The sequence below is a fragment of the Limosilactobacillus ingluviei DSM 15946 genome (assembly GCF_001435775.1).
In the GTDB taxonomy this organism is placed as follows: domain Bacteria; phylum Bacillota; class Bacilli; order Lactobacillales; family Lactobacillaceae; genus Limosilactobacillus; species Limosilactobacillus ingluviei.
On sequence record NZ_AZFK01000063.1, the window covers coordinates 1 to 25,130 of the forward strand.

Genomic DNA, 25,130 nt, shown 5'->3' on the forward strand with positions numbered 1-25,130 from the left:
AGGTGAGATCGAATTTTACATAATTCGTTTCTCCACCTAAAAGGGAGCATATCAATGGGGGCAACACTGGTACCGTTTTTGCCAGTACCGCATATTTCAATCCACGCACTCCATTACAGAGTGCGATGCTGCCGTACCGCTTGCCACTCCCGCGAGTGGTAATTTCAATCCACGCACTCCATTACAGAGTGCGATCCAATTCATTGATTGGTTTAAACTTAGATCGTAAGTATTTCAATCCACGCACTCCATTACAGAGTGCGATGAGAAGCTTTCGCGGCGTCGTAGGCCAAAGGCGCATTTCAATCCACGCACTCCATTACAGAGTGCGATGTTAATCTAATTCCATGTGAGTATTAATTGGTCATTTCAATCCACGCACTCCATTACAGAGTGCGATATTAGACTTGTCCGTTAGCGGTAGTGGACGTTAAACAATTTCAATCCACGCACTCCATTACAGAGTGCGATTAGGCGTGTGGCAAGGACTAGCTAGTTTCTTCGGCATTTCAATCCACGCACTCCATTACAGAGTGCGATGTCCAGCTCACGGACGAAACGCACACCGAAATTTATTTCAATCCACGCACTCCATTACAGAGTGCGATCGACCGGCTGGTCAACGTACACGAATTTCTTAATTAACATTTCAATCCACGCACTCCATTACAGAGTGCGATCGTGGCCATTCCTGACCGCAGCAGCAGAATGGTATTTCAATCCACGCACTCCATTACAGAGTGCGATCTTCAGCCGTGTCAGCCAGCAAGTCGTTCGTCAAAACATTTCAATCCACGCACTCCATTACAGAGTGCGATCGCAAGATATGGTGTTTTGGACCCCAAAATCCACATCTTGCGACTAAAAAATACATAAAGCGCAGAACGAACGTCTTGAAAGAAGACACTCTTGCGCTGTTTATCGGTGCGAACCCCCTAGGGAGAACATGTGCACTAAGGGTTCGCACCAAGTCTCAAATAATCAACGGCTCATCTAGAGCCAAGGTTTGCTTTGCTCCGTATACCTCAATTTTACCTTGATAATGGTTACCAAGTCGATAAAAGCGCAAGCTGTCCTGCTCCTCATCAATAATTGCCAACAGTTCTAATTTAAGTTTTTGGAAATTTGTTTCATCAATTAAACACTCAAAGACGGAATTTTGCGCGCGTTGCCCATAATTTAAGCATTGCTTAGCCACCCGTCGTAAACGGCGTGCCCCCTGGGGATCACTGGTTTTTACATCGTAGGCTACTACCACCATCATCATTGATCCCTCCTACTTCCATAAAAACGGCGGATACATATCTAAATCACCACGAAGATAGGCAGTCAGCAGTTTGGCCTGAACAAAAGGCACTAAGCCCCATTCAATCTTTTCTTTTAAGTAAGGGTGGACAATTTTGACACTCTTGCGTTCCTGCCAATTGCGCAAAAAGGTCCGCCGCCCATCATCGGTTAACAATACCGACCCATCTTCTTTAATGATGAAATCGCTCGCCTTGATTTGTTGGCGATTAATCATTGTTAAAACGGTGCGTTCCGCAACGGCCCCACGCAACTCTTCCATTAAGTCCAAGGCCAACGATGTACGGCCAGGCCGATCTTGGTGGAAAAAGCCCACGTAAGAATCCAAGCCGTTACTCTCTAAAGCCGTTACACATTCATTTTTCAACAGTGTATATGCGAATGAAAGCATCGCGTTGACACGATCAAGTGGTGGGCGGCGATTCCGTCCATGAAAGGGAAAATCAGCCTGATCTTGTAAAATCAACTGGTCAAAAACGGTAAAATACCGCTTAGCCAAGTTACCTTCTAAACCAAGGAGCGTTTCCAGATCCGTACAGGCTAATAAATTTTCTAACTGACCATTTAGCTCAGTTGAGACAGCTTTTACTTGTGGTACGTCAATTTTGAGAGCGTGATCCCGTATCGCGCGCTCTAACAGCCAACGTTGGTTATAAACTTTCCCAAAGATGAAATTCCGTGCAATTTCGGTCGCTGCTGCTTCATCATCCGCAATGCGATACTGTTTGCGCCGAAGCAGAACGTTGCCATTCTGCTTGCCGATGATGCGGCCTTTAAAATTTCCACGCATCGAAAGAAAAGTAACCGGAATATTGTTGTATAGGCACTTTTCCAGCAAGTTAGGACTGATCCCCTGGTGTCCAAAGGTAACAATCGCTTCTAAATTTACCAGCGGGATTCGTTTCACCCGTTCATGATTTTTCAAGATCTCGACATTATTGCCATCAGCCGCCAAATAAAGATCCGGCTCGGTTACGTACAACGTATTTAATAATCGTTTCATTCTGCCAACATCCTCTTAAGGTACGTCGCTACTGATTCCCGCTTTAACATTTCGGGCAGACAAATATCCTTTAGCGAGCAACGGTTGCAACGCGCGTTTACTTTGACCCGTGGTACATAACGACGCTGCCAAAGTTGGTGCATCTCATTGCAAACTCCTTTTAAACGGTCCCGCAAGGGCTCATCGAAAGTAACGTGTTCCCGCCGCTTTGTCTTAAGATAATACAGCTCACCACTGGCAATCTTGATCCCCAGCATCTCTTCTAAGCACCATGCTTCCGCTAAGAGTTGCAACTTATCCGACAGATCGGCTTTCGGTTGCCCATGTTTGTATTCAACTGGCACCGGCCGATACTTGCCCGCATGTCCATGTAAGGTCGTTCCAGCGGGATCCTTGATCATTTCCACCACATCACAAATCCCGACCAAGCCCAGTTCGCGCGAATGAATTGGCATGGCACGCACAATCAATTTGTTTCCCCGCGATTCCTTCAGTTCAGGTTGGTCAGCCTTTTGGTGCAAAGCTTGGCCGGCCAACGTCAGCTCATTATCTTGCCACTGAGCCTCGTTTTGAATTAAAGCCCACTGCCGACGGCAAAAGACAAAGTGCTGAATGCCAGAAACCCAGAGAAAGTCGTCCTCAGCGTATTCCATGATTACAACCCGGAATAAATTTCAACATCGACATCATTATATTTATGGAATTCATCAAACTCAACATCAGCAACACTGCGCATAACCTGGTCGCCAGTCTTGGACAAGACCTTGATCGAACGGTGCATTTGAGCTGGTGAGTGTTGACCAGCTTTACTGTTGTGTTCCCACCAGTAAACCTTTAATACTTCCATCGAACCGGCTGGTCGAGCGGCTGAAGAATCATTATCAAACATGTGAATCAGTGCTTGGTGCAAGGCTTCGGCGTCTTCTGCCGAAAAGCCCGTCTTTTCTGCTAATTGGGGGCTGATACTCCCGTTAAAGACGTAAACCCCATAGTTAACGGTAAATTTCATCCCCATCGTGTCTGAGGACTTCTTGTCACCAGGTTCAGAGTTAACCGACTTCGTGATTTGCATTTCATTGATTTCAATCGGGGTGATCGACTTAGCCATTTGAATCGAGACCGGACCACGAACCCCAACCGAAAGTCCGCTACCCGCCCCTTTCTTAAAGGCAAAGACTGACCCAAAGGCCCGCACATCAAACCATTCTTGGCACGCAATCCGCGCGTAAGCTGCCGTATCCTTCTTCTTTTGCGCTTCTTTTAACCCATCGATTGCTCCAGCACGGTCTTTCAAGCTCTTAAAACCATCCGTTGCCCGGTCATCGGACTGCACAAAAATCTTTTGCCCCTGGTCCTGCAGCGCGTTCCGTAACTTCCGCTTGATTGCAACATCGGAAATTTCTCCGTAACCTTCCATTGTTTGACGTGGCCGGTTCCCGTTCAGCGGGTCCCCGTTCGGGTTGGCATCCTTAACTGAAATCACAACTTTAAAGTCAATCTTGTGTTCTAAACTCATTATTTTTCCTCCTCGCTTTCAGTGGCTTTCTTGAACCAAGCGTTGCGTTGGTGACTGAACCCTAATAAGAACGTGCCATCGAGTGGCTGGTCAACATACTTGTCACTGTCCAGCAACTCCATGATTTGATCAAACTCCTTTTGGGCTTTAAATTGAAACTTGCTTTGCGGTAAATACGCCTTCTGTAATTGTTGGTAAATATGTTTCCACGTCGTTACCGGTCGTTGTGAGAATGTGGACATGTAACGTCGCGCATTAGTAAGCCGACGTTTACTACCCCGCATGTGATCAGCCGACGTTTGGCCTCCTTCTTTTTCTTTAGCATCTAACACGCCTTGTTCTACAATATCAGCAACAGCTAAAAGCCGACCAAACAAGTAGCTACGATCTGTTTCCTGTCGATCTAATCCCATCTTAAATCTTCCTTTCGCTTTGTGTTTCCAAACGGCCGCCGTAGTTAGGCAAACCGTTTGCCAATTTGGAGAACTATCCGCTTTAAAACTTGTTGGATGACTAGCCCGGATGTACAGTTGACGCTGCATATCTTTGGGTAGTTCTCGCCCATCAAACATCGCTTGGATCACCCGCGACAGGGCACTTTTACGGATCTTATCGCTGCCCTTTGTACCATAGACTGATTCAATTAACTGTTTGAGTGATGGGTTCCAAGCATGATCTGACTGTTGATAGTAGCGAGTCAGTCGCATCCCCTCATACCAATCAATAATCCGATTAAAATAAGTCTGAACATCCATCGAACGATAGTTAAGAATCCCTAAACGGCCGGGGGTCGCAGCATCCAGTTCCATTACGTACACCTGATCATGAGCTTGAATCTCTTTACCTTTCCAAAAGGATTTCTTAAATTCAGTTGCCAAACCTAAATTAGTATTCGGTTCGTTTGGATCACCAGATTCGTATTCACCAAGCCCAAAATATAGATCTTCAATTGTGACACTTTCTTCAACACCCCAAATCAAAAAAATGCGACCATCAATATTGATGCTTTGGAGTTCGATCAACCACTTAAGCGCCAAATGAGCTTTTTGTGAGTCACAGTAACTTAATCCAACTACTTCATCTGGTGTCAAAAAGCGTCCTCGGTATGTGTAATTCTGCGAATCATTGCTAGAAATGAGTTTAGCCTTATCACCGGGATATCGAATTGCCCCCGGATGGCGATTTGTTAATACTTGGTTAAACATACCGGTCACGTAGCTAAGGCCGTGAGTTTCATCCTGGTTTAGATGCTCTTGGTAATAATGATCCCAATTATTAAAGGCTATTGGATCATTCCAAAATGGTTTTCTTCTCGCTACTCGAAAACGTACAAATACCGCCAAATCCTTTTTTTCAGGTCGCTCACTTTTAATTCCAGCTGCGGTAAAAGTTCCTTGTTCAATTAGGTCATGAATTAGATCATGATGTTTCAGATACTGATAAACTGGCCTAAACTCCTGACCATCCGGTGAATCAACAAAATCCCTCAATTGCTGCAAATAACTATGGTAAGCGTCATTTTGTGCAGTTTTCAATGAAACATAATCTTGATAGTCACGAGCCACATACTGAAACTTATCATGAACTGGATAAGGTACCGCTTTACTAGTTCGGGAGTTGGCATCGATCGTCGCTGGAATTATAGTCGTTTTTCCCCGTGGGCCAAGTGCATCCGCTCTAACCAATTCCCCAGCTTCATCTACAGTAACTTCATACTGGGCTTTTACGGTTGTATGAGACAATGGCAACAAGTAAGCATTTTGTTCGGAAATTTCTTTAGACGGATTCGATAATCTTATCGGCTTAGGTTTACCGACCCAATCCTTATTTCGATCGTAAATCTCAATTAAGTCATTAATCCAAGTCATCAGATACACCCCCAAACAACGCAGCATATTCTTCCTCCACGCCACGAATAGTTGTCATCGTAAAATCTTTGGCCGATAAGTCATGCAACGGCCGAACGATCGAACATTCTTCGGGACGCGGAAAGGAAATAATTCCTCCCGTCATTTTGGCATTCCACAGTCGAATTGCAAGTTGGTCGTGACCTGTTTCATCTGGATAGTTAATACCGTGCTCCATAATTCCGAAGGTTTGATCTCGTTGATCATAATAGCCTTTGCCAACACCAAACTCACAGGGTTCTACGTAGCCTTGACATTCTCTAGTCCCCAGAAAAATATCACGTCGCCCACCCCGTTTAATTGAACGCTTCATGATTGCCAAATGCTTGTTAATATTTCGATCCCGAGCGAGATCCGGACGATTTAAATTAAATTCAAAATGAGCTAGAACTTGATATTCTACATCGCGAAGATAAGTATAATGAGCTAAATCCGGCGTCCGAGTATCATTATACTTCAACAAACGAATTGCCTTGGTTTCTTCTTCAATTGGTTTCATGATTCGGACCTTATCGATATATATTACAATCGTCGGTTTCCAATAAATACTCTCCGCAATTCCTTTTAACGCCTGATACGTTGGAACTTGATAGGAAAACTTCTCGCCTCCCAACTTGGTAATCGGATCCGTAAATAAAGCATAATCACCACTCACTGTAAATGAGAAAGTAGTCGTTTCTTTTTTCACAAATAGTTCCCCCTTTCATAAGATATACTTGTCCACCGTCAACGATTCGGTTGGGGTCGTGATTAACCCTAGTTTAGGATCATAATACCGTTCATCAGTAACCGCATAGATAAACATTTCAGAAGTTGATAACAGAGGCAGCGGTACGACGATCCCATTTTTAATTAAATCATCTAAATTGTCACGATAAGCATTTATCAAGTAAGGTTGAGCTCGATGAAACATCGCTTTCAAATCACGTAAGCGTAGTTTCGCTCTGTCGCCATTAAAATCTTCAATCAAAGTTTTACCGTCCTGATATGGGACCATAACCCCTATAGTATCGCCTTCAATCACTTCAAAGTGACGGGCAATTGTTTCAGCATCAGACGCCCATATTATCGATTTCCTCAGGTTTGGCGTTAAAGTATCCAGAACTTTCTTCCCAGTTAACAGCTCATATAATTTCAATCTTTGGAGACCCTCATCACACGGATAATCAAGATAAGGTATTCGCTCGCGATAGTATTCATCAAAATAATGTTTTACCCAAGTTGGATTTAGTAATTCCGTCGCATCCTGTCCTAGTTCATCTAAAATGTCTTTTGTTACATTTCGAGCGATTGCGATTTCATCTAAATTTTTCAAATTTTCTATTTCGGGTTCTGGTTGAACTAAGTAAACTTTGCCAATTGGCAACTCACCATTCCTATTGCACCGCCCAGCAGCTTGGAAAATGGAGTCTACCCCAGCCAAAGAACGAACCACCGCTTTAAAACTGATATCTACTCCAGCTTCAATTAGTTGTGTACTAATGCAAATCGTCGGTTGGCCCTCTTTTAACCGCTGTTTGATCTCAGCTAATGTCTTCTTTCGATGAGCCGCACACATGCTAGTTGATAAATGGTACGCTCCTGGCAAAGATTGTAATCCTTCATAAACTTTACGAGCCGCTTTTTTAGTGTTAAATATTGCAAGGACTGAGCTTGTCTTCGTATAAACCCTTTGGAGTAGTTCGACTAGCTCAGCACATGACGCAGGCTTCTCAGATTTGTTAACTATTTTAACGCGACGAAATTGTTTAGAGGTTTCTGCTAAGTTGGAAATTATCTCTGGGTTTTTACTAAATCTAATTCCATCCGTTACCCCCTCTAAGGAAGGTTGGGTTGCCGTACATAACAAAATATCACTGTTACCAAACGTCGCTAGATAATTAATTACCGCGTTAAACATCTTAATAGTCTTAGGAGGGATATTTTGGATTTCATCAAATACCAACACTGAATTAAGCAAATTATGAAAACGCCGTGCATTACGGGTCCCCTTGGCAAAAATTGCATTTTGGAACTGTACCATGGTTGTTATAATGATCGGACTATCCCAACTACTTTCCGCTAGGTCCAGGTGATCCAGTTCCTTCGCCTCTTTTTCATTTTTCTCCTCGTTGGACGCCTTAACTCTATCAGTAACATTAGAGTGAAACTCTAAAATACTAGTATCATCGTCAAGATTACCATTCAACAGCTCTCGAAAAACCTGACTGTTTTGCTCAATGATACTTGTATAAGGGATTATATAAATGATATGGCGCTTATTAGTTTTAACCGCCTCATGTAAAGCATAACGCAAACTAGCAATGGTTTTCCCTGCCCCCGTTGGGCTCGAAAGAGTGTAGATTCCGTCTCCGCGTTCAGCGAAAGCATCACATTGATCACTTAACTGATTCCGTAATTTATTAAGTTTCGTGGTTGGTTCACCGAAAGCACGTAATCGTGCTAACAATTTGGTACGGTAATCCACAAATAGTTGGGATCGCTCCTCTAAAAGCGCAGGTTTTCCCTCTTCAAACTCCATCGTATTGGTACGATCAGCATCTATTAAAATACTGCTCAATGTTTTTTGTGTAAAAAAGATTATTCGTCGATATTCTTCATACCGCTTAGGTATATCAACGTTAAGTTTCTTAACGATCCCTAATACTTTCCCAAAATATTGGCGTAGCTCTACCGTTGCTTTAGCAATCAGCCTCTGAAAAGACGTTTCGTCCATAACCTCATTATAGAAACGCTCTTTAATAAGTTTTAAATCATTTTTCGTTTCTTTAATACGCAGCAAAAATGGTGAGCAACGTACTGAAAACTGTGAGTACTTATAATTATTTGGCAAAAGATAGTCTTTCACACCTAATGTATTGTGATGCGAAATAAGAACGTTGCTAATGAATTGTCCAAAATTAGGATAATCTTTGAAGACTTCCATTAAAATTTGGCCACCGGCCGTTGCGTGATCTACGCTACCGCGTTTAACGGACTTTGGGTCTTGTTTGGCCTTATGAATATAATCTTGGAATTCATTACTATATTTACCAACATCATGTAGCAAGGCAATTAATCCCGCCGTTGTTTCCAACCCGGTACCAGTAGCAAAACGTTTCGCCAACATTTGACTTTGATGAAGATGGTCCTTCAATAGTTGATCCTTCTTAGCGGGATCCGTTGCTGTATGAGCAATGTACTCCACGTTATATTCCCCTTCCCTTAACAATTTCGTTAATTCGAATCCACGTTTAAATGATATCGCTTTCTAGAGCTTTGAGTCAAACGATTTTTTGGTGATAATTAAAAAAACACGGAATGTATGATCGTAACACTAAAATAAAAGAAGCCGTATAATTGCTAGTCTCTTCTAGACACACTATACGACTTCTCAAGTTCGACTGTTATCCACCACTTAAAAATAATAATTTCAATCCACACATCTATAATAGACGTGATCTTAAGTTTAACATGTATTCTCAAAAAAATGAAATTTATGAGCATATATTTTACGCCGTTTGTAAAACTAAGTTAAAAAAGAAAACAACTTGCGGTAGTTTCCTGAGTACCCCTAAGCAAAAAAGGAAAATCATAAATAGCTTATATTTATCCTACCACAAGCAAGTTGCCAATCATCGCATTTTTTCGTGCAAAATTTTAAAGCTTATCGGATGGCGTAATGATTAATCGCAGTGCCGAAATGGTTTATCAGTTCTATTATCATCTGGCAATCAGAGGCTTACGTTGCTGAATGATACGAAAAACAGCCAAACACGTAGGCACTGGTCCTATAATCGCGTATACAAAGAGGAAAGCCGACTCTTGGCACCATTATTAGCTGCGTAAAGCACCCAATTAGTTGTAATCGACGGTCTCCCTTTACCGTATGTTTGAATGGGCACAATGTCTGCGTTTCGAGGCAAGAGTCATCCAAATGGCTATATTAACACCGCGAGAAGATGGAAAAATTGAGAAACAGTATTCATAACCTCACTAAGGACTTCCCACACTACGTTACTGAATTCAGTCATCTTAAAGCGGATACCATCCAAGACAAAAATTCTTAAGACTCGGTGACAACCCTTACAAAATGTCAATCGAAGATAAAAATTATGATCAATAGGAGGGTAATTCACTGTAGCAAACGATATTACCAATCAATTTGGCATTCACACTCGCTTTGCCAAGATCAGCCTACGAATCAACACGAGCTTAACAAAACAGTTAGCTTTTCAAAATGAATTAGTCATCTAACTGATGAGGAACTACTTTCTAACTCACTAACTCAAATCGATATTTCGGGTTATCAAAATCCCATCTCATTTTAGTTCTATTACTTTTATAGAAAACGGTTGAAAAGAACGGGGATCTTCTGTATAGTAAAAGACAACAAAGTTAGGAGGTGATTTAAATGCACAAAACGATTTTAGATGTGCTTTTCGCTTACGCACCCGTGGCTGCTCAAATCAGCGTAATTGCAAATGTTATTGTAAAATATTACTTTTCTGGTAAGAATTAAGCTAAAAGGCAAAGATGATGGCGCTTTGGATGTAAAAGGCAGGTCATCCAATTTCTCCTTGGTGAACCTAAATCTAACATACCAAGGTTGTAAACGGTTACTAATTATCTCAAAAAATAAAGCTCGAATAAAGGATCTTTTAACGATTCCTTTATTCGAGCTTTAAAGGTTAATTAAGAAGGAACACAAGGATTGATACCACCCCAGCTAACGTGCAGATTCACTCCCACATGAAGTGGCGTGTTCCGTTGCCACTCCATGTTGCCTGCTATCAACATCTTAGTTCCAAAACGCCGGTCGAATTGGCTAATTCTGACTATTTTCGCGATCATTTACCGGCGCGGCGGCCGATAGGTTTGATAATGTTGTCCCTTCTTTTCCAACTCCGCTGATATTTTTTGAATTACCGCCTGCTTACTACCAACCGGTTTCAGCTGGATAAAATCAGCAAGCACCGCCAAGTCAGCCGCAGCCAAAGCCCTAATTACTAATTCATCTTGGCGGTTAAAGCGTAACTCCTGCCCATGATTCGCAGCTAATAGCTGGATAAAAGCCTTAGTCGCACGTCCGTTACCTTCCCGAAACGGATGAAGGTAGTTCAAACTATCCAACAATTGTGCATAATCCATTGCGGTTGGCTTAGTTTGCTTGTTTATTTGCGCCAACAGGTGATTAACGTGGTCAATTCCCTTTGCGATCGCTGGCGACAACATAAACTCTGTGTCACCCTTCGATAATTCGTAATCCCTCACTTCACCAGCCCAAGCATAGATTGGCGTAAATAGGAACTGATGAATCTTAACCAACTCTGAAAACGACTGAATGGTTAGTTGATCGTGATGGTTTAGCAACCAAACCAAACGTTGATTGACAACCTTATATTCAATAAACCGTAATTTTGCCGCATCCGTTTCATGGTATTTATTTTTTAGGGTGCCATTAGCATATTTAAAGCGCTTAATTAGCGCATCATCACTTATCACCATGATCGTCCCCAAAAATTTGCTTAAAATCCCGTTCCAGTTCTGGCTGAGGTTCCGTAATTACCCGATAAGTATCCATAATATCCGCTTTTGTGGGCTGCCAACCTTCCATTACCGAATTGTGCACCGCAGCTTCGACGACCCAAAACAAATGTGGGTCTTCAATATGAAAGCCTTGAATCGTTTGCTTATCATCATCAACCACATACTTAAACGGTCGCGGTTGTAATTCCGTTAAGACTTGGGCCGGATCATCAAAGGTTGTTGCAGCGAGACCATTTAAAATGCGAATACTCCAATTGGCAACGGGCTTCTTAAAGGCATTACTCAACGTTGAAATACTAATCCCAGAAGCCTTCGCTATGTCAGTGATCGTAATCCCTTTATTCTTCATATAATTGTCAACAACCGAAATCATATTTCCACCCTCTTTCTGTCTCACTATCATTTTACCATATGTCGTATTACCATCCCATATATTAAAACGAGCTTTTGAAATTGCTTTCAGATAAAAAACAATTTCTATCCGATGAAAACGTCACGCCACCTAATAACACACCATAGTTAGTAAGTATCTCCTTCAACCTTCTAACCATAAAAGGCGTGTCTGTAATCATTGTTCACCCGTCATTTCAATCCACGCACCCGAGGATCTGGATGCGACGCTGTCCAGCAACGCTAATATCGGTGCAGAGACTGCCATTTCAATTCACGCACCCGATGATCCGGGTGCGACAAGCCTTGGCATTTAGCGACCATGTTAGTGTGCCCATTTCAATCCACGCACCCGAAGATCCGGATGCGACTTTTAAGGAGGTGAGTGGCATGGCAAAGCTAACGCATTTCAATCCGCGCACCCGAAGATCCGGATGCGACTTGAGCTTGCCGTCAATCGATTGCTCTGTGTTTATTTCAATCCGCGCACCCGAAGATCCGGATGCGACAACCAAGCAATTGATGATATTAGCGATAGTATCGAATTTCAATCCGCGCACCCGAAGATCCGGATGCGACATGACCATGACGGTAGCATTAAGCACGTCTACGATTTATTTCAATCCGCGCACCCGAAGATCCGGATGCGACTGCAAACAATGGTCTGGTAAAGCCACTTCAAAGATTTACGGCTAAAACTAAGTGTTTCGAATTCGCCAAAGCGTCTCCAAATAAGACATCTACCTGAATTAATTGGTGCGAAACCCCCGTAACTTTTATGTGCAATTCCGGTTCGCACGCTTTCCTACGCCAACAATTCAGTTCCAAGGATCATAGCAAAACTGCTTTACCGTTACTGTACTGTCCAATTTGAAATTAATCAAGCAATGTCCTCAATTGATCTTCCCAACCTCTCAACCAGTACTAGCCACTAATCCCGCTCAGAATCATCCAACCGATCATACAGCTGGTAATAGCGTCGGTTCACAGCGTTTGTTATATCGTCAAAATATCCACTACCGCCTCTTGAAACAATTGCCAGCATAGTCGAATTTTGCCAGCTGAACAGTCGTACACGATTATTTGGTGGCTAACCTCATCGCCGGCAAGTCGAGCTGCCAACACTTCATTGATCAAAGCCTTCAGGTAATAGTCACTGTCGGTGGCCACAACCTGCTTGACTCCCTAAGGAAACGTTAAGTGAGGCCTTGCCATTGCAGAATACTTATGACTTTTTGGATACCCCCGCAGCCATCGAAGCAAGAGAAGAAGCGGAACTGGGGCAAACACACTTAATTGGCGACCTAGCTGACTTTAACGAATGGATAGATACGATTGATTCCGCAAGCACGACATCAATCCATTCTTAACGTAACAATCTTTTGCTGAGACGGCTCTCAACTCATGCTTAATCGTTGCCTCAGCAACTGGCATTTGTGCGTTCTCCCGCCGCCAAAATCATACAATTTTATTCCGCCATTTTACGACAATTTTAAACCGCCCTTGACATATTCTTTCCTAACCCTTAATTTCAGTCGATAAAAAGCAACCCACAATCATTAAAGCATCCGATTTAATGATTATGGGTTGTTTCTGTTTTAATAAGTTAGTTATCTAATAAGTGTCAAAATTTAATTAACGTACTTTCTTGATCATCATGATTAACGCAGCGCCGACAAAACACATAATGCCGGCTGCCGGAAACATCATTCGGTAACCAGCGGCTCCAATAATTGAAGCCGCAACGATCGGACCAAAAACTTGCCCCAATGAATTAGCCAGATTGACAATCCCTAAATCCTTAGCTGAATTATCTGGATTAGGAAGGACAGCAACATTTAATGCTTGGTCAACCGAGTTGTACATCCCCATTGCGCAACCACTAAGGGCTGCATAAACAAACATTGTCCACGGAGCCGGATCAATCGCCGGTGCAGCTACCCCCAGTCCCATAACAACCGTTGAAACAGCAACCAACAACTTTAAACTATGGAAGCGATCCGCCAACGGCCCGCTGATCGCCGCAAAGGTAACACCCGTGACCAGCAAGATCGTAGACATTATTGACAGACTATGTGCGGCAGTTACTGAAGACTGCTTCATATAGTCAACGAAAATGTATAGTTGATACCCAGTAATAACAAATTGAGCGGAAACAAACAACAATTTACCAAAAACTGCTAGATAAAAGTCTCGAATATCACCATGAATTGGGAAAATGAAAGCTTCTAACAACTCTGCGCCATGCAGTTTTTTAACACTTTCACCCTTGTTGCTACCATCCCCTACAAGAAAAATACCGATAAGGGTAAAGATCACTTCAAAGACCATAAAGAAATATATCCCGGCGTTAATATTGGTAATGTAACGTGAAGCGATCATCGTCCCAACTGGCGTCCCAATGTTCATCCCAATACCATAAAAAGCCGATACCCCACCACGATATTTCTTGGGGGCCTTGTCTGCAATGAAAGCGACTATCGGTGCAACCATCATGTTAAGCGCAACTTGAAATAGCGACCAGTTTATGATGATGCCACGAACCGTTGTCACCTTCGTTAGGCAAAGAAACGTTATCAAGGTGGTGATTAAGCCCAAAATAATCCATGGATTCCGTTTCCCGATCCGACTAACCGTTCGATCTGAAAGCGCGCCTTCAATAATATTAGCAATCGTCGCCACGATCATAGCAATCGTTGCTAATGTTGCAACAATTTGAACTTTTTGCCCAGGTGCAATTTGCTGAATCTTAGCAGGAAGCAAGGTTGAGTTAACTCCCAAATAAGGGACCAGCCACCCAAGCAGTCCAAACAGCAAACCAAAGCCTAAGCGGTAGGGAAACTTTTGCTTACTTGCCTCGTTAGTATTTGCGTTCATATTTTATCACCCTATGTCCGTTAGCAAGATAGTATCATTTCAGTCTTTCCAAAGCGTCTTTTCTGCATTTTCCTTAGATGCAAATGGACCTGGAATTGTTGAAACGCCACGATGATTACCAAAGTAGTCTTCGCTAATTTGAATTTCGCTGCCATCAGGAGCTTCGAAGCGTTGCTCTGGTTCAAAGGCCTTGCCAAGGACGTTTGTGTCAATAATGTTATTCTTAAATTCACCAATCAAATCATAAAGATTGGTCTTTAAGACTGGCTTGCCGTCTTTTTCTGCAAGTTCAACTTCTACACGATCGGTCGTGTTAATAAGATTATTGGTTTCTTTTTTCCATGCCTTAGCACCATTCAGGTAAACATTTCCGCTCGCCCAAACCGGTAAGTGACCAAAGTGATAAGGTTGTAAATCTGCCATATCATTTTGTTGAGCATAGGTACCTTCTAAGTTTTTGAATGGCTGATACCATTCATCATAGGTTGGGTAATCATCAAAGACAAAGGTCCCAACTTCTTCATTGGCTTCAGGATCTTTTTCCGGCAGCCATTTTTGAACAAAAATGTTGTTGTAGAAACGGTCGTCTCCATGCAGAATGGTGGCAAAACCAGCAACTTCGGTTCGGTGAGGAATATGATATGGAGTGTAACGTGGAACAACTTTCCCCTTACCTGGGTAGTCAGTTCCGGAGCCAACAAGGGTAAACGAACCCAGAATCAAATTATTGACGACTGCAAGACCTTGGGTTGGAATCTTAAGTGAGTCTTTTGAAAGCAGCAGGTTGTTGTCAATCAATGTTGGTCCATGACTAACTTCCACCCAAATATCTTGGCTTTCCATTGCCCCTTCAAGCCGGTGGGCCGTTCCAGCAGGAGCGTAGTTGTGGTCAAACAGGTTTTGCGTAATTCTGGTTCCCTGTGCTTCCCAATCACACCACAACCCCATAGTGCAGTGATCAAAGTGATTCCGCCGGTAAGTAACATCGATTGCAGCATGCATCTTGATCCCCGCAATCTCAGCTCCGGCTAATTCTTGCATGTTATTAATGTGGTGAATATGGTTATCTTCAATAAGGCTGAAGACCCCACCTTGCCGACCAACAATACCATCTTGCTCACAGTCATGAATATTGCAACGACGGATAATGTGGTGACCAATATTTTCCTTTAGCCAACCGTCGTATTGCCCCCGACAAACAGCTTCACGTTCCATTTGAGTAGGACTTTTAACGTGCTTATAAGTAAAGTAATGGTCGTTGTTAGGATCTTTGTACTTACCGAGTGAAATACCAGCACACCGACTCAAGCTAATGTCACAGTCTTCAATGATCCACCCCTTAGCCCAGTGCGGACCAACCATCCCGTCTTGGAAAGCTGCCGGGGGTGCCCAAGTAGTCGCCGCCTTGTTTACGGTAAAGCCCGAAAAGGTAATATAGTTGACGTTAGTTGCTTGGGGCCAGAAGCATTCCCGTCGAACATTAATATCAACATCTTCTTTATTCGGATTTTTGCCTTGGAAGTTAGCATAAATAACCGTTTCGTTCCGCTCTTTGTCTTGTTCCGTGTACCACTTATAAACAGAGTTAGCTTGATCCCAAGAACGGGCGTAAACCTCGCCACGCAAACATTCATCAAGGGATTCCGTTTCATAGAAATGAATGTTGTTCATGTACACTGCACCAGTGTGCTTATTAACGGGACCAAAGTACCAGTCACCTACGACAAAGGTAGTATATGGATTGTATGAACCAAACACGGAATTGTTGATCCGCACCAGCCAAACATTATCTTTATATTTTTTCCAGCTCTTTACCGTTTCAGCACCAGTAATAATAGCTTGTAAAGGCTCTACACTTCGATAAGTAATTCGGGCATCTTTTTCCCCAGAGTGGATCGGATTTACATTTTCACGATAAATACCTGGGTAAACTAAGACTTCGTCACCCGGCATTGCGACTTGAGCTGCTTCGTTAATTAGCTTATATGGGCGTTCGGCTGTTCCCGTCCCATCAAAAGGAGCATTGGCATCAACGTATATCTTCATAAAGTGGCATCTCCTTAAAACAAAAGCCTGTAATTACTAAAACTCATTTTTTGTAAACGCTTACGTTTTGTATTGTATAATTAGTAAAGAATGCTGTCTTGCAAAATAATACGCTTTTTTGTGATAATCTAAGGAGCTCAAATCAATGAATCAGTTACATAATTATTTAAAAATAAGCAAACTCCCTTGTGCAATATTCAGCGCGCACCATTGTCAAGTCTTAAACTATCAATATCTTAAGAATTCAATCAATATTGAACAAATCTTTAAGGAAAATAAGTCTAACAAATTACTGACTCTTTTAAGTGATCAAACCAAAAGATTAGTCATCGTGCAATTGCACCTTAAAAATACTCATTATCTAATCGGTCCCGTAGCATTGAACAGCAACCCCTTAGGACAAGAGATCGATTTTCGCTCTAACCAATTAATATCTATCAGAAATTTACACGTTCCTTTTCTGAGCTATGACGAACTTTATGGTAAGATTCAACTCATTCTTTACCTCGCGCACAGATACTATCGTTACAAAAAGCTCCGCCGCCAATTCAAACATCGAAAAAGCTCTGCGTTTGAGCTTGTTAATGACGCTTACGTTCGCGTTTCAAATCACGGCGCCCATATTAATTATGCTTTTGAACAAGAACTAAATAGAGCAATTGTCAGCGCCGATGCTTCCAGCATAAAGAAATCCCTTGCATCACTATACCAATCTGGCAGAATCGGCGTTCTTGCTGACAAGGGACCGTTAAGGAATATTCTTAACTTTGGGATTATCGCTATCTCTACAAACATCCGCGTTGCATTAAGACATGGTATGGATTTCGAAATCGCCTATAGCCTTAACGATCGTTATGTATATTATTTAGAAAAGCAAGAAACCTTTAATGATGTTGTCAATTGTATTGAAAATGAGTTGATTGATTTAAGTAGCCAGATTCAAAAATATCGGGTATTACAAGCTTCTCCAGCTGTCGTGAGAGCTTACCACGAATTACTGACCAACCCATGTGCTAATGAAACGATGAAAGAAATCGCAGCGCGAGTCAATATGTCACAAAATTATTTTTCCAGCTTGTTTAAAAAGGAAATTGGCGTGTCATTTTCCCAATTTAAAATGCTGTCAAAAATAAATCGGGCCCTAACCCTTTTAACAGCAACAGATAAGACAATTTTTGATATTGGAAATGAATTGGGCTTTTCAGATCAGGCATATTTCACCAACACTTTCAAACGTTACACAGGGACTACCCCCAATCAATTCCGTGAAGATCCTTTATTACTACAAGATTGGAGTATTCAAAAGTTCATGAACTGAGATTATCAATAATACTCCGTAAGCACGGCATAACGAACTGTCTTTAACAGAATAGCACTCAGAAGTACCCTTGAAGGAAGGACAACTTCTGAGCGCTATTTACGTCTATGAATTTCTGGAGCCCATGGTAAATAAGCCTCCCAGACGGGCTTCTCAGTCCATGCGAAGGCTGATAGGAGATATTCTAAGTACTCGCGTACCTTGGAACTGGTTTAACTTAGCCATTTGAATGAAGGTATACCAAATGGCATTAGCTTCAGCCCCAGCTTCAGTTTTAGCCATCATAAACCAATTGCATGAATAAATGGTACCAACAAGCCATCTTGTCAGCGCCATGTGCTATTTGGCGTATTCTTCTTTCCTTCCACCATCGCTAGAAAATGAAGCTTTCTGATTTCAACATCGGCTGACCTTAAGATTACTTGGTTTTATCTTTATCTTTTTTCTCAGGCTCTTCATTGCTCTGGCCTAAGAACAGACTAACCATCGCAATCGCAGAGACACCCGAAAAAATAGATCCATAAACCGCATGCCCTGTATAAACCAATAAAGCTCCGATCGCAACAATGAAAAATCCGATGGAATATCCCATCCAATCACGACGCTTGCGTTCTTCCTTAATCGCTTCAAAGGTTCTTCTTTGCAACTCTCGCCGATCTCTCGATTCAGCTAAGCCACTTTCTATAATTTTGTGAGCAGAACCTGGGTCAATTTCTTCATATCCCTTAAGGATGCTAGGATGTGGCAATGGCCCTTTAAAAATTTCTTGCTTCATCGCCACTAATTTATTTTCATCCTGTTTAGATAAATCTTTACCATCCTTAGATAAAATGTTGTCTAAGTCAGGGCTAACTTCATCCTGAGAATTCTTTTGTAGCTTATCCTTCATATGCGTTTAGTGCCTTGTGCAGGTCTTTGCCAATGCGTCGATAATCATTTTGAATATTAAGCCAATCGTCTTTTGCAGTTAGAGCCTTAATCTCGTTTAAAGATTCCCTAATGTATGAAGCTTTAAATTTTTTCTCAGGCTTAAATAAAGCGAGTAGAAGCTGTTTGATATTTCGAGCAGCACCGTTAAAAAAGTTAACAACGAAACTTACCACCTTAATTAAGGCATTCATAAACGTTCTCAATATCATACTTAATTGCCTCCTTTGCAACTTCATTTTACACGATTATTCCCGTTAGTAAAGTAATCAACATGTCGAAATGAACTGCATTGTCTATTCTTGTCAATGTCCTAACTTAGTAATTTCATATTCCCTGGTTGAAGTTTATATTTCCCTTATTCATCTTTTTACTAACCTTTTGTCTATTGTTTTCAATCATCAACGCGGAATTTTAGTAAAGAACCTTTCTCGTTAAATTCGCTAATGTCAATTCCCAAAAGGCAAGCCAACAGTTCTTTAGGGTAATCATAGCCATATTCTTCAGCGATCTTCTGTGCTAACTCAGACGCTGTGGTATTCATATGCTGTTGCATTAATCTAAACGAATCATGAAGCATCGTTGGCATTGCTGGTTTCTTATCATCGCCAGGTTCATGCTTACGCCATCGATGATAGCTAATTGATTTTTGTAGCCTTTGATATTGGTTATCATCAATCACTCTAAGTTTTCTCGCACGCGAAAGCATAGCTGCAATTGAAACATTCCATTGCTCCTTTAGCGGAACATAAGCATTTAAATCCATCACATCAATACTCTTTAAAGTCTCCATAAAGGCATCGTGTGGCAACAAAAAAGAAGAAGCAAATCGATCCGCTTCCTTCTCCATTTCTCGATATTCGGCAATATTGTCACTATCTGGATTCGCATGGTAAATGTAGTGTCCCAACTCATGAGCCAAGCTGAACTGTGTACGGTAATAGCTTCCTTCGGTAAAGTTATTAATTACAACATAATATCGATTACGATTTATTTTGGCATACCCACCAACCGCATCAACTTTTTTTGCTTCCATATTTGTATTAACAACCGTAATGCCGTGTGATTCTAGAACTTCAACCATATTATCAATTGGCAAATTCCCCAGTTGCCAAAGATTGCGTAACTTATATGCCGCCTCTTCAGGAGAATCTACTTCATCAATCAAATCTAGCATTGGAAAGTCAATATACTGTTCAAAGTAGTCCCGTAAAATTGCTGCGGCTTGTTTATACGTTTCACTGGGCTTCTTTTCAATTTGGGTTGAAGTAAGTCTACTACGATAAAAAGTTCCCTCATTGGTGTATACAAACTTTGCCTCACCCGTGAAAAAATTCATTGGGAAATGAAGTTTCTCGATTATCTTCATGAAGGTTTCTAAACTGATGTTTGAACGGTCATGTTCGTACCGCGAAATCATCTGCTTAGAAACGCCAACTTTCTCAGCCAACTGAGTAATGGTCAAGCCCCGAAAGGCCCTTGCTTCCCGCAAACGCTGACCGTTTATCTTCATTGCCATTATTATTCACCTTTTCCACCATCCGATGGCTTCTTTTTTCCGCGCCAAGCAACCAACGATGGCTTGGCCACCTCTTGTGATGCATTCGCTTCTACATCCACTGGAGTCATCGAACTCAACTTCTTTGCCTCATCATCGTCCAGATAATCATCCACTGAAATTGACGCCGCAATGTGTGCTTCACGATCCAGTAGCGAAATTGTCCCATTGAATGCGTTATCGCCAACATAATCGTAATGAATTACCACCACATGCTCAGCTTCCTGAATCAATTCTCCCAATATAGCTTGAGCTTTTTCAAAGCGCTCACTATCCTCAGTCATATCATCCTCAAAAAGTGATAGCTGCTGGTTATCGCGATCTTTCGACACTGCAGTTAGTAAATGAAGGTAGTGGGTCCGTCTCCCCTTATCCCAATTGCTGATTACCGCACGCAAATTTTTAGTGCTGCTTAAAACATATAGGGCCCTTGAAGCGGCATCATAGACAACCGGAACCGCCCAAATATTGCGGTCAATTTTCACTGTACCATATCCATATACATCAGCACCATTAACAAAATCATTATATCTTGTGTCCCATACCGAAGTCCGAACACCTTTATCATATGTATCCCCAACTGGCTTTCCACCAACCAAGGCCCTATAGTCTGCTAGAATATCTGATGTAAGGATTGACATCGACTTCTTGGCTAAAGTAACGATTTGATGATTCAAGAAACTGAGCAACTCAATATTATTCATAATTTTCACTGCCTTTCTTGGTTGACGATTTTTGATATTTATCTAATCAGCGATCTTATTTACGGCTATTATATTATAATGAGGCCAAAAAATCAAATATCTAACAACTATAGCATCTCTTACTACTTATTAAACAGCTTCATCACCTCCAATACCCAGAAGAGGTACTCTAGGCTGCCCAGCTATCACTCCCATGTGATCAAAAGTAAAGGCAAATCATCTGCTCATTCCTAAACCGCCCTTGCCCTTGATACCAGACTAGTCTATCAGTCCATGCAAAGACTGATAGGAGATATTCTAAGCACTCACGTACCTTAAGGCGGTTAACTTAGCCGTCTGAATGAAGGTATACCAAATGGCATTAGCTTCGACCTGCTCCATTGGTGTTGAAAGCTTCCCAAATAAGCTAACGCTTTCTACCACCCATCACTAATGCACTAAAGCGGCCACCACGAATCTAAGCTCGTAGTGGCCGCTTGCCGCATCCTATTCACTTGCTTGCTCTTTCAACCACTGGATCAACCGCGCGTAGCTTTCCTTTAAGCCGACCGTAGGCCGCCAGCCGAGACGTTGGAGCTTTTGGCTGCTCAGCCAGAGCTTAACGTCCGGGGCATAACCCATGTTTTCCTTTGGAATATCGATGACCACCTTTGCATCCGGGGCACCAAATTCTTGCTGCACCATTTCAGCCATTGCCTTAATCGTCAGATGGCTGGCCTCATTAGCAACATTGTAGGCCTGCTTAGCTTCCCCCTTTTGCAGCAAGAGCAGGATCGCCTTAACTGCATCCATGGCATAGACGTAATTGCCTTCCGACTGGCCGGTGGTATGCAAGACAATATCCTCACCTTGCATTGCGCTGCGGGCGAACTGGGCAAAGACCCGATTTTCTCCCGGCAAAACCCCGGCGCCAAAAACCTGGGCCAGACGGGCCGTCACGACCCGCAAGCCGTACTGCTCAGCATAGGAATTACACAACAACTCACTCATGCGCTTACCTTCCGGATACGAGGAGCGGACGTTGGTCAGATCCACGTAGCCAAGATCTTCCTCAGTCGTTTGACACGTCGCCTTCGGTTGTCCATAAACTTCCATTGAAGATAAGTAGACCATCGCCTCGACTTGATTGGCCAAGGCCGCCTGCAAGACTTCATCGGTCACCAACAAGGTCATCCAGATCGGCAATCATCTGTTTGAAACCTGCAGCATCCTGACGTACATAATGTAATTAATCTTACCAGTAGGCCCAACTCAGCGATAACAAGTTTCAGTGACATATCACATTCTACAAAGCAATGAAGAATATAAAACAATTGTAATTTCATACTTCCGAATAAACAACATATTTGTTGGCATTACTTTTCACTAACATATTTATTTCTCCAACTTTCTCTGAATTAATCATTTTCATCCTCAAGAAAATTTTTTCGGATGTTGTTGATACATTACCACTATTTCCCGTTATAAAAATTAAATGCTTGGGATCAACAGGAAAATACATTCCTTTCTTATCATCTAATGATCTTTCGATAACGCGGTTTGTAAAATTAAGTTAGAAAAATAAAAAGCCATTTGTGGTAGACTTTTGAATACCCATACATCAAAAGAAAGGACACCACAAATGACCTACCATCATCTTACCATAGACGAACTAACGATGATCGCTAATTTTCGTGACCAAGGAGTAAAAGCCTACCGAGCTGCCAAACTTTTGCACCGGAGCTTAGAAACCGTCTACCGAGTTTATCGCTTTCTGGCCGCCGGCCACACGCTCCAAGAATATTACCAACACTATCGTAAAAACAAGGCTCATTGCGGTCGGAAGGCCATTCAAGTGCCCACTGATGAGGTAACTTATATCAAAGCCAAAGTGGCTCAAGGCTGGACGCCAGACACAATTATGGGACGCGCTGAACGGCCACTCAGCTGTAGTATGCGGACGCTTTACCGCCTTTTTGAGCGGGGTACCTTTGATGTGCGGACTTTGCCGATGAAAGGCAAACGTCGCCCCAATGGTTACGTAGAACGGCGGGGGAAGGCCGGTCAACTTGGCCAAAGTATTCACCAACGGGCTATCGACTTTCCCAACTTTAACCGTGAATTCGGCCACCTTGAAGCCGACACCGTCCAGGGCAAAGGACATCAGGGCGCCGTTATGACTTTGGTCGAACGGACTTCCAAAGTCGAAGTGATTCTTAACGTCCATAGTAAGACGGCCACCAGTGTGACCCAGCACTTACAGGAATGGCTGGCAAAGTTTCCACCCCACTTCTTCAAGTCGATTACCTTCGACAATGGGAAGGAGTTCGCTGACTGGCGAGCAATTGCCAACCAATTTGACCTCCAGACCTACTTTGCCGAGGTGGGGGCACCTAACCAACGGGGGTTAAACGAGAACAACAACGGCCTTCTGCGGCGCGATGGACTCCACAAAGGTCGCGATCTCCGCCACCTAGCTGATGAAGAGGTTGCTCAAATAATGAGCTACCGGAACAACATTCCTCGCAAGTCATTGGGCTATCAAACACCTTACGAGGTATTCATGAAGTATGTCACTGATGAGCAACTACTTTTTTTCTAACTTAAATTGACATTTCGGGTAATAAAAAAAGGATTGTCTGAAGTTATAAAAGAACAATTTTTCCCGCTATGAATAATGTAATTTGTAAATCATAAATATCAAATAATTCCAAAAAATAATGATAACATCCTTTTTCGTTAGTTAACATATTATATAGTTCTCTTAACCAATATTGCTTAGCAAAGTCATCTGCCTCTTTTTCCGTATTTATTACTTCTGCTAGTCCGTCTACTTCAAGGTATTCAAGTGCTTTGGCCCTTACTTTTTCTTTTAGAATTGATTTATTATTTCTCATCCACATTGATAAAGCAAACTTAATCACAGATTCAACTTGACTGCGCTTAACCAAATTACCATTAATTATCTCGTCATGCCGTGTCTCACAAAATTTAATAAATTCATTTCTCTTTTTACTCCAATGATTTTCAAAACAATCACTAAATTTTCCTTCAAGGTAAAAACTTGTTAATTTTTTTATATCTTCTATTATTTTAGATCGGTTGGCTTCTAAGTTGGAATCTTTTTTAAAAAAGTCCCACTGTTCAACAGTATTTAAGTCACTCTCAATTTGATTTAAAGTTTTTATTTTTCTGTCATGATATTTAGCATATACGTTCCTGCTATCCATCAAGTTGCTAATCTGGCGAACAAATTCCTTTTTGATCTCCTCACAATTCTTAATTACAAGTTTTTGATCAAAATTAATAGTATATAGATTTCTTGATGATAATATTTTTTCTTCCTTTCTTTCATCTATCTTATTCTTACAGTTTTTATTAGCAATCCATATTTTTTTGTTTTCATTCCTCCAAGGTTTGAAATAAACTCTTGGGACATAGTGTTGATTTTTAGGCTTTGATCCCACTATTTATCCTCCAAATTATTCAAAGTTACTCATTAAAAGGTACCATAGTTCTCTTCAATTGTAAGCACTGCGTAACCGAACCGTCTGGAATGAAACAGCGCTCCGAAGTATCCTCGAAAAAGGACTTTCGGAGCGCTGTTAGTTTCTATTGGGGTTTAGGCGCCCACGGTAAATAGGTAAATACGCCTCCCAGACTGGATTTTCAGTCCAGGTACAGGCAGACAATAAATATTCTAAGCACCCGTCACTTTTAATTCATGTTATTTTTTCTAATTTCTACACTTTCTTCGTAAATTGCACTATATCGGTATGCAAAGATTGGTTTTTTATATCTTGAAACCGTTAAATATACATTTTCATTCTCTTTGTCTATTGTAAAATTTAGGTAGAAACTACAATTAGAGATAACATCTTTTACCTTGATTTGTTCACACGAAAAATCTGATCCTTTGCAAAGCGTTTTATCATAATAAGCAGATGACGTCTCTAATGGATTTATATACATCAATCCTAATGGTATAGTCTGTTTCTTTTTCTTTTTTTGTATATTGAGAGTTTACAATTCAAGTGCAACACAATTTAAAAAAATAACCCATAACGGGGT

Annotated in this window: 21 protein-coding genes and 2 CRISPR repeat arrays; of the genes, 3 read left to right on the plus strand and 18 right to left on the minus strand. The window is 41.8% G+C overall.

From position 1 onward, the window contains the following. Positions 1 to 93 precede the first annotated feature (93 nt). A CRISPR array of direct repeats spans positions 94 to 818; the repeat unit is 34 nt; unit sequence ATTTCAATCCACGCACTCCATTACAGAGTGCGAT. A gap of 155 nt (positions 819 to 973) precedes the next feature. From cas2 to FC43_RS07195, 9 genes are all read right to left on the minus strand, one after another. After that, positions 974 to 1,267, minus strand: a complete 294-nt coding sequence (gene cas2 / locus FC43_RS07155) for a CRISPR-associated endonuclease Cas2 (protein WP_420865142.1) — start codon at positions 1,265 to 1,267, stop codon at positions 974 to 976. Between the two features lie 9 nt (positions 1,268 to 1,276). Further along, on the minus strand, positions 1,277 to 2,308 hold the full coding sequence (cas1c, locus tag FC43_RS07160) for a type I-C CRISPR-associated endonuclease Cas1c (protein ID WP_019205532.1): 1,032 nt from the start codon (positions 2,306 to 2,308) through the stop codon (positions 1,277 to 1,279). After that, complete coding sequence (cas4, locus tag FC43_RS07165) at positions 2,305 to 2,961, minus strand: CRISPR-associated protein Cas4 (protein ID WP_019205533.1); 657 nt, start codon at positions 2,959 to 2,961, stop codon at positions 2,305 to 2,307. Before cas4 ends, cas1c begins: the two co-directional genes overlap by 4 nt. A 2-nt stretch (positions 2,962 to 2,963) precedes the next feature. Next, positions 2,964 to 3,824, minus strand: coding sequence for a type I-C CRISPR-associated protein Cas7/Csd2 (gene cas7c / locus FC43_RS07170; protein ID WP_019205534.1), 861 nt, complete (start codon positions 3,822 to 3,824; stop codon positions 2,964 to 2,966). Then, positions 3,824 to 5,692 (minus strand): type I-C CRISPR-associated protein Cas8c/Csd1, encoded by a 1,869-nt coding sequence (cas8c, locus tag FC43_RS07175; protein ID WP_019205535.1) that lies wholly within the window; start codon positions 5,690 to 5,692, stop codon positions 3,824 to 3,826. The genes cas7c and cas8c overlap by 1 nt, the downstream gene beginning before the upstream one ends. Beyond that, positions 5,679 to 6,419: a type I-C CRISPR-associated protein Cas5c gene (gene cas5c, locus FC43_RS07180; RefSeq protein WP_019205536.1), complete on the minus strand. Its 741-nt coding sequence runs from the start codon at positions 6,417 to 6,419 to the stop codon at positions 5,679 to 5,681. The genes cas8c and cas5c overlap by 14 nt, the downstream gene beginning before the upstream one ends. Positions 6,420 to 6,434: 15 nt before the next feature. Then, on the minus strand, positions 6,435 to 8,918 hold the full coding sequence (locus tag FC43_RS07185) for a CRISPR-associated helicase/endonuclease Cas3 (RefSeq protein WP_056955216.1): 2,484 nt from the start codon (positions 8,916 to 8,918) through the stop codon (positions 6,435 to 6,437). 1,646 nt (positions 8,919 to 10,564) lie between these two features. Next, positions 10,565 to 11,218 carry a Fic/DOC family protein gene (locus FC43_RS07190; RefSeq protein WP_056955217.1) on the minus strand — a complete coding sequence of 218 codons (654 nt, stop codon included), beginning with the start codon at positions 11,216 to 11,218 and terminating at the stop codon, positions 10,565 to 10,567. Then, the gene (locus tag FC43_RS07195; protein ID WP_019205540.1) at positions 11,205 to 11,633 is read right to left on the minus strand and encodes a helix-turn-helix domain-containing protein; all 429 of its coding nucleotides are present in this window, start codon (positions 11,631 to 11,633) and stop codon (positions 11,205 to 11,207) included. The genes FC43_RS07190 and FC43_RS07195 overlap by 14 nt, the downstream gene beginning before the upstream one ends. 211 nt (positions 11,634 to 11,844) lie before the next feature. After that, positions 11,845 to 12,301: a CRISPR direct-repeat array (repeat unit 35 nt; unit sequence ATTTCAATCCGCGCACCCGAAGATCCGGATGCGAC). 563 nt (positions 12,302 to 12,864) lie between these two features. On the opposite strand from FC43_RS07195, the gene FC43_RS11105 reads away from it, so the two are divergent. Then, on the plus strand, positions 12,865 to 13,020 hold the full coding sequence (locus FC43_RS11105; protein WP_155818236.1) for a hypothetical protein: 156 nt from the start codon (positions 12,865 to 12,867) through the stop codon (positions 13,018 to 13,020). 265 nt (positions 13,021 to 13,285) lie between these two features. On the opposite strand, the gene FC43_RS07200 is transcribed toward FC43_RS11105, so the two are convergent. Both FC43_RS07200 and FC43_RS07205 read right to left on the minus strand, forming a co-directional pair. After that, entirely contained in the window at positions 13,286 to 14,527 is a 1,242-nt protein-coding gene (locus FC43_RS07200; RefSeq protein WP_056955218.1) for an MFS transporter, read from the minus strand. Positions 14,528 to 14,566: 39 nt separating this feature from the next. Further along, a complete protein-coding gene (locus tag FC43_RS07205; RefSeq protein ID WP_056955219.1) occupies positions 14,567 to 16,573 on the minus strand; it encodes a right-handed parallel beta-helix repeat-containing protein in 2,007 nt (668 codons plus the stop codon). A 145-nt stretch (positions 16,574 to 16,718) separates the two neighbouring features. Between FC43_RS07205 and FC43_RS07210 the strand changes: the two genes are divergently transcribed. Next, a complete protein-coding gene (locus tag FC43_RS07210; protein ID WP_056955220.1) occupies positions 16,719 to 17,891 on the plus strand; it encodes a helix-turn-helix domain-containing protein in 1,173 nt (390 codons plus the stop codon). A 418-nt stretch (positions 17,892 to 18,309) separates the two neighbouring features. Here the strand turns inward: FC43_RS07210 and FC43_RS07220 are convergent, their stop codons facing one another. From FC43_RS07220 to FC43_RS11610, 6 genes are all read right to left on the minus strand, one after another. Next, the gene (locus FC43_RS07220; protein ID WP_056955222.1) at positions 18,310 to 18,780 is read right to left on the minus strand and encodes a DUF2335 domain-containing protein; all 471 of its coding nucleotides are present in this window, start codon (positions 18,778 to 18,780) and stop codon (positions 18,310 to 18,312) included. After that, on the minus strand, positions 18,770 to 19,030 hold the full coding sequence (locus tag FC43_RS07225; protein WP_056955223.1) for a hypothetical protein: 261 nt from the start codon (positions 19,028 to 19,030) through the stop codon (positions 18,770 to 18,772). The genes FC43_RS07220 and FC43_RS07225 overlap by 11 nt, the downstream gene beginning before the upstream one ends. Before the next feature lie 182 nt (positions 19,031 to 19,212). Then, a complete protein-coding gene (locus FC43_RS07230) occupies positions 19,213 to 20,337 on the minus strand; it encodes a helix-turn-helix domain-containing protein (protein ID WP_056955224.1) in 1,125 nt (374 codons plus the stop codon). Positions 20,338 to 20,339: 2 nt separating this feature from the next. Further along, the gene (locus FC43_RS07235) at positions 20,340 to 21,080 is read right to left on the minus strand and encodes a DUF5986 family protein (RefSeq protein WP_056955225.1); all 741 of its coding nucleotides are present in this window, start codon (positions 21,078 to 21,080) and stop codon (positions 20,340 to 20,342) included. A 486-nt stretch (positions 21,081 to 21,566) separates the two neighbouring features. After that, positions 21,567 to 22,265 (minus strand): NAD-dependent epimerase/dehydratase family protein, encoded by a 699-nt coding sequence (locus FC43_RS07240; protein WP_235807603.1) that lies wholly within the window; start codon positions 22,263 to 22,265, stop codon positions 21,567 to 21,569. 136 nt (positions 22,266 to 22,401) lie between these two features. After that, positions 22,402 to 22,581: a DUF4238 domain-containing protein gene (locus FC43_RS11610; RefSeq protein WP_056955227.1), complete on the minus strand. Its 180-nt coding sequence runs from the start codon at positions 22,579 to 22,581 to the stop codon at positions 22,402 to 22,404. Between the two features lie 120 nt (positions 22,582 to 22,701). Here FC43_RS11610 and FC43_RS07250 point away from each other — a divergent pair, with 120 nt between their 5' ends. Then, a complete protein-coding gene (locus tag FC43_RS07250) occupies positions 22,702 to 23,661 on the plus strand; it encodes an IS30 family transposase (RefSeq protein ID WP_056955228.1) in 960 nt (319 codons plus the stop codon). Positions 23,662 to 23,704: 43 nt separating this feature from the next. Here FC43_RS07250 and FC43_RS07255 read toward each other — a convergent pair whose 3' ends face one another. Continuing rightward, positions 23,705 to 24,526 (minus strand): DUF4238 domain-containing protein, encoded by an 822-nt coding sequence (locus FC43_RS07255; RefSeq protein WP_056955229.1) that lies wholly within the window; start codon positions 24,524 to 24,526, stop codon positions 23,705 to 23,707. Between the last annotated feature and the right edge of the window lie 604 nt (positions 24,527 to 25,130).

Excerpts from the sequence above, each read along its gene's own strand:
- cas2 (WP_420865142.1), bottom strand. The coding sequence starts at position 1,267 with ATGATGATGGTGGTAGTAGCCTACGATGTAAAAACCAGTGATCCCCAG.
- cas1c (WP_019205532.1), bottom strand. The coding sequence starts at position 2,308 with ATGAAACGATTATTAAATACGTTGTACGTAACCGAGCCGGATCTTTAT.
- cas4 (WP_019205533.1), bottom strand. The coding sequence starts at position 2,961 with ATGGAATACGCTGAGGACGACTTTCTCTGGGTTTCTGGCATTCAGCAC.
- cas7c (WP_019205534.1), bottom strand. The coding sequence starts at position 3,824 with ATGAGTTTAGAACACAAGATTGACTTTAAAGTTGTGATTTCAGTTAAG.
- cas8c (WP_019205535.1), bottom strand. The coding sequence starts at position 5,692 with ATGACTTGGATTAATGACTTAATTGAGATTTACGATCGAAATAAGGAT.
- FC43_RS07190 (WP_056955217.1), bottom strand. The coding sequence starts at position 11,218 with ATGGTGATAAGTGATGATGCGCTAATTAAGCGCTTTAAATATGCTAAT.
- FC43_RS07195 (WP_019205540.1), bottom strand. The coding sequence starts at position 11,633 with ATGATTTCGGTTGTTGACAATTATATGAAGAATAAAGGGATTACGATC.
- FC43_RS07200 (WP_056955218.1), bottom strand. The coding sequence starts at position 14,527 with ATGAACGCAAATACTAACGAGGCAAGTAAGCAAAAGTTTCCCTACCGC.
- FC43_RS07205 (WP_056955219.1), bottom strand. The coding sequence starts at position 16,573 with ATGAAGATATACGTTGATGCCAATGCTCCTTTTGATGGGACGGGAACA.
- FC43_RS07210 (WP_056955220.1), top strand. The coding sequence starts at position 16,719 with ATGAATCAGTTACATAATTATTTAAAAATAAGCAAACTCCCTTGTGCA.
- FC43_RS07220 (WP_056955222.1), bottom strand. The coding sequence starts at position 18,780 with ATGAAGGATAAGCTACAAAAGAATTCTCAGGATGAAGTTAGCCCTGAC.
- FC43_RS07225 (WP_056955223.1), bottom strand. The coding sequence starts at position 19,030 with ATGATATTGAGAACGTTTATGAATGCCTTAATTAAGGTGGTAAGTTTC.
- FC43_RS07230 (WP_056955224.1), bottom strand. The coding sequence starts at position 20,337 with ATGGCAATGAAGATAAACGGTCAGCGTTTGCGGGAAGCAAGGGCCTTT.
- FC43_RS07235 (WP_056955225.1), bottom strand. The coding sequence starts at position 21,080 with ATGAATAATATTGAGTTGCTCAGTTTCTTGAATCATCAAATCGTTACT.
- FC43_RS11610 (WP_056955227.1), bottom strand. The coding sequence starts at position 22,581 with ATGTATTTTCCTGTTGATCCCAAGCATTTAATTTTTATAACGGGAAAT.
- FC43_RS07250 (WP_056955228.1), top strand. The coding sequence starts at position 22,702 with ATGACCTACCATCATCTTACCATAGACGAACTAACGATGATCGCTAAT.